This is a genomic window from Schlesneria sp., assembly GCF_036405755.1.
Lineage (GTDB): Bacteria > Planctomycetota > Planctomycetia > Planctomycetales > Planctomycetaceae > Schlesneria > Schlesneria sphaerica.
The window spans coordinates 1-4,283 of record NZ_DASWWZ010000254.1 but is presented as its reverse complement, the minus strand read 5'-3'; the positions used below and the strand labels follow the sequence as shown (position 1 = coordinate 4,283).

The 4,283-nt window shown below is 56.5% G+C and carries 3 protein-coding genes; all 3 read left to right on the top strand.

What is annotated here, in order from left to right; translation table 11 throughout:
* Positions 1-56 precede the first annotated feature (56 nt).
* Complete coding sequence (locus VGE80_RS08975) at positions 57-1,925, top strand: MFS transporter (RefSeq protein ID WP_440592415.1); 1,869 nt, start codon at positions 57-59, stop codon at positions 1,923-1,925.
* A gap of 178 nt (positions 1,926-2,103) precedes the next feature.
* A complete protein-coding gene (gene dacB, locus VGE80_RS08970; RefSeq protein WP_440592414.1) occupies positions 2,104-3,696 on the top strand; it encodes a D-alanyl-D-alanine carboxypeptidase/D-alanyl-D-alanine endopeptidase in 1,593 nt (530 codons plus the stop codon).
* 309 nt (positions 3,697-4,005) lie between these two features.
* The coding region (locus tag VGE80_RS08965) for a M16 family metallopeptidase (RefSeq protein ID WP_440592413.1) at positions 4,006-4,283 on the top strand (278 nt) is incomplete at its 3' end.

The window sequence follows — 4,283 nt, the reverse complement described above, 5'->3', positions numbered from 1 at the left end:
CAAATTCTCGCCGAACTCGATGACCCGCGTAATGACGACCGGTAACGGAGATTCGCATGACAGATGAAGCGACCGTGACACCCCCGCAGGATTCAGAATCCCCCACGATTGTGCGGCATGCAATCCTGACGGTTTTGACTTTGATGTCAGTGTTGCTTTATCTGGACCGTTTCGCGGTCAATATCGCGTCTGAGTTCATCCGCGAAGATCTGCAGATGACGCAAACGCAGATGTCCTGGTTCATCAGCGCATTTTTCTGGTCTTACGCACTTTGTCAGGTTCCCGCCGGCTGGCTGAGTGACCGTCTGGGCGGTCGCGCGATGATGACCCTCTATATCATCGCCTGGTCCATCTTTACCGGGTTGATGGGGGCTGCGAGTGCCGTCTGGGTCGTCCTGTGGCTACGCGTTTTCTGCGGTGCCGCTCAGGCGGGTGCCTATCCGACATCGGCCAGTCTGATTCGACAGTGGTATCCCATTTCCAAGCGGGGAATGGCGAGTTCTCTGGTGGGATTGGGAGGCCGCTTTGGTGCTGTGCTGGCCCCGCTCATGACCGCCTGGCTGATCCTGTACTTCGTCGGAGATTCATCCGCCTCGAAACTTGCACCGACCGACGTTCTTGATCCTGTCGCGCTGCTGGCGCGTTTCGATGGCCCGCCCGATACTGCGACTCCCCGCGATAAGTTCATTTCTGGTTATCTGGCTCAACTTCCTGAAACAGAGCGATCCCAGCTGCTCGATCATGCGGCGCTGGCGGCGGCTCAACTTAAACAGCAGGAACAAAAGGCGAAGCCAACACCGTTACTCGAGCTGGCCGACTGGGTACCCCGATTCGGTGTGAACGATGTCCCGGAAATTCGGGAAATCCCAAGTCAGTTCCGGGAGGCGGTCGATGCCTTTGCCGCTCGAGTATCAGATGCGAACCTGATCGACTTTACTGCTGTTCCCGTACGATTGCCTGCGAATGCTCAACGGCTGCTTGTGCGGCGTCAGCAGCAGAACGATTTGAGTGAAGCAGAATCGACGCTGCTCAACCGATCGGCTCTGGAAGTTCTGTTTCCTAAAGAGATTCGCAAATATCAGGGACGGGGGTGGCGGCCGACCATCATTCTCTACGGGTTTATCGGAATCGGTGTCGCTCTGGTGCTGTTCGTGGTCGCTCGAAATCACCCGGAGAGTCATCCCTGGTGCAATCAGGCCGAACTCGAAGTCATCAATGATGAACCGACTCGCTGGGCGAAAAGCAGGGAGCCAGGTAATCCTACATTTCCGTGGCGTGCATTCCTGACCAGCCTGAGCTTGTGGGGAAACAGCCTGACACAGTTCTTTACGAATATCGGCTGGCTCTTCGTCGTGACGTCGCTCCCTCGGTACCTCGACAATGTCCACAGCGTCCCGTTGGTAACGAAGGGCGTGATGACTGCATTTCCGAGCGGCCTGGGGATTCTGGGGCTATTCGCCGGTGGACGTGCGACTGACTGGGCCTTTCATGTTTTTGGACTGAAGAGCGGTCGCCGAATCCCGCTGGTTGCTTCTCGTTTCGTTGCCGCAGGGGGTTACGGACTGTGTCTGATTGTCAGTGCACTCTTTGCACCGACTCCGGAAAACTGGTGGCTCCCCTGGCTGTACATCGTTGGTCTGTGTATCGCTTCCATGTCGGTCGACTTCGGCTCCCCCGCCATCTGGGCCTACGCTCAGGATGTCGGCGGACGCTATACGGCATCGATCCTGGGTTGGGGGAACATGTGGGGGAATCTTGGTGCTGCCGTTGCGCCGCTGGTCTACAACATGGTGCTGGGTGAAAACCCGACCGTGGGGGACTGGAACAACGTCTTTCTGATGTGTTGTGGTGTCTTCGTTCTGTCCGGCTTCTGTGCCATGCTGCTCGATTCCACAAAGCCGCTGACGGTTGAGCGGGCATCCTGAAGTGCAGTGCGGCCTACCTTATTGAATTGGACGGGATCTGACTGCACGCTAGCACTTCGCGAAATGGCTCCCGCCAGCCGTATGCGAGAAAATGTGCAGGATGAATTCCTGCCGGTGCACGATTATCATTTTCCGGATTCTATCTACTGGATACCCCCCTCACTGGAGATCCTGTTCCATGTCGTTGATCGGAAGTCTGCGTGATGGAAAGTCTGGAGTCACCCGAAATGCACTCCTGCTGGGATTCGTGTTTTGTCTTGCCTGGGGAAACTCACTTGGCGCACAAGAGACGCTCATCCAGGGACTGGAAAAGATCACTCAGTCACCTCGATTCAAACACGCGCACTGGGGAGCATTATTTGTTGATCGGGAAACGGGCCAGGTTGTCTTTGAGCACAACACGGACAAGCTGTTCATTCCTGCTTCGACCACCAAGCTCTACAGTGTCGCGACCGCACTGAAGGAATTCGGTGCGGAGTATCGCTTCCGAACTCCGGTCGTCCGACGTGGTGACGTCTCTCCCGAAGGTGTGCTGGAGGGGGATCTCATTCTCGTCGCCTCGGGCGATCTCAGCTTCGGTGGACGAACATCCCCGGAGGGGACTCTCGCCTTCGCTGATGGGGACCACACGTATGCGAACGGAAATCCCGATGCAGAACTGACGGCACCCGACCCGTTGGCGGGGATTCAGGAACTGGCGGAACAGATCGCCAAATCAGGGATCCGGCGAGTACGGGGTGATGTCCTGATCGATGACCGACTTTTCGAAAAAGCGGAATCATCGGGAAGTGGACCCAGTCAGGTGACGCCTATCCTGATCAATGACAATCTGATCGACTTTCAGTTCAAGCCGACTCAGCCGGGATTGCCTGCCGAACTTGTCGTCCGACCTGCAACGAGTGCTTTTCAGGTCGAATCTAAAGTCCTCACTGTCGAAAGTGATCAGTCTCCGGAGATCGAAATTCGGGATCTGGGCTCAGGCAGATTCTCGATTACCGGCCAGGTGCCGGCCGGGCATAAACCTGTATTGCGAGTGCACGAAGTTGCTGATGCGGCATTGCTGGCGAGAACGGTGCTGATTGAGGCCCTGTTGCGAAAGGGTATACAGGTTGACGCCCCCACACTGGCTGAAGCCCACAAAGATCGATTGCCACGAGTTGACGAGGTCAAGACTCTGCCCAAGGTGGCTGAGTTGACGTCTCTCCCCTTTTCCGAGTCCATCAAGTTGATATTGAAGGTGAGTCATAACCTGCATGCCAGTACGCTACCCTTACTCGTCGCGGCCAATCATGGCGAGACGACCCTCGCTGCGGGGCTCAGACGCCAGCATGATTTCCTGAAAGAGGCTGGAGTCGAAGTCGAAACAATTTCGTTTGCAGGCGGGGCCGGGGGAACGCGTAGCGATTACGTGACACCTCGAGCGACCGTCCAACTGCTTCGCTACATGGCAACGCGTCCGGATTTTCCGATCTATCAAGCCGCACTTCCCCGGTTGGGAGTGGACGGGACACTCGCAAGAAACATCCCCCCCGACAGTGCCGTGCGAGACAAAGTTCAGGCCAAGACCGGGACTCTCTATACCGGCAACACGATGAACGGAACCACCCTGATGACCAGCAAGGCGCTGGCCGGCTACATGACAACGGCGAAGGGAAAGAACTTGATTTTTGCCCTGTTTGTGAACAACGCTCATCTGCGGGACGGTGTCACGGCGAAGACGTTTGGTGATGACCTGGGAAAGTTCTGCGAGGCTGTCTACCTGAAAGAATGATGTGCCCGGTGAGATCGTGTGAGGCCGTTGGCCATCAGAGCTTCACTCCCCCCAGTCGTCGAATCAGGTAGTCGTCAAATCAGGATGCGAGCCGTCGCGTGTCACGCCTGCGTTTCCACAGGATGCTGCCCTCAATTCCGTTTCGCTGTTGCAGGATTCCGGGAGACCACATGAAGGGACGCAGGATAGATGCAGGGAGACCGGATGGGGTTGGTTTCCAGCGTCGTGGGCAGGCTTCGTTGCTGGAAACCTTGAGCAAACTTGGTTAAACCTTGATTTTTACCCCCGTTCCAAGAACAGAAAGTTTGCATGGCTTTTCATCATCTGACGCTCGACAACGGCCTGGAGGTTGTGGCCGAGACGAATTCCGCAGTTCACAGTGTGGCATTTGGTTTCTACGTCAAGGCAGGAGCTCGCGATGAAACTCCTGAAGTCTCGGGCGTCAGCCATTTTCTAGAGCACATGGCATTCAAGGGGACCGAGCGTTTCTCGGCCGAAGACGTGAACCGGATCTTCGACGAACTGGGGGCCGACAACAACGCCGCCACCGGTGAGGAAAGCACAGTCTATTACGCGGCGACGCTGCC

Bases quoted from the DNA above. Each gene is read 5' to 3' on its own strand.
- VGE80_RS08975 (WP_440592415.1), top strand. From the start codon at position 57: ATGACAGATGAAGCGACCGTGACACCCCCGCAGGATTCAGAATCCCCC.
- dacB (WP_440592414.1), top strand. From the start codon at position 2,104: ATGTCGTTGATCGGAAGTCTGCGTGATGGAAAGTCTGGAGTCACCCGA.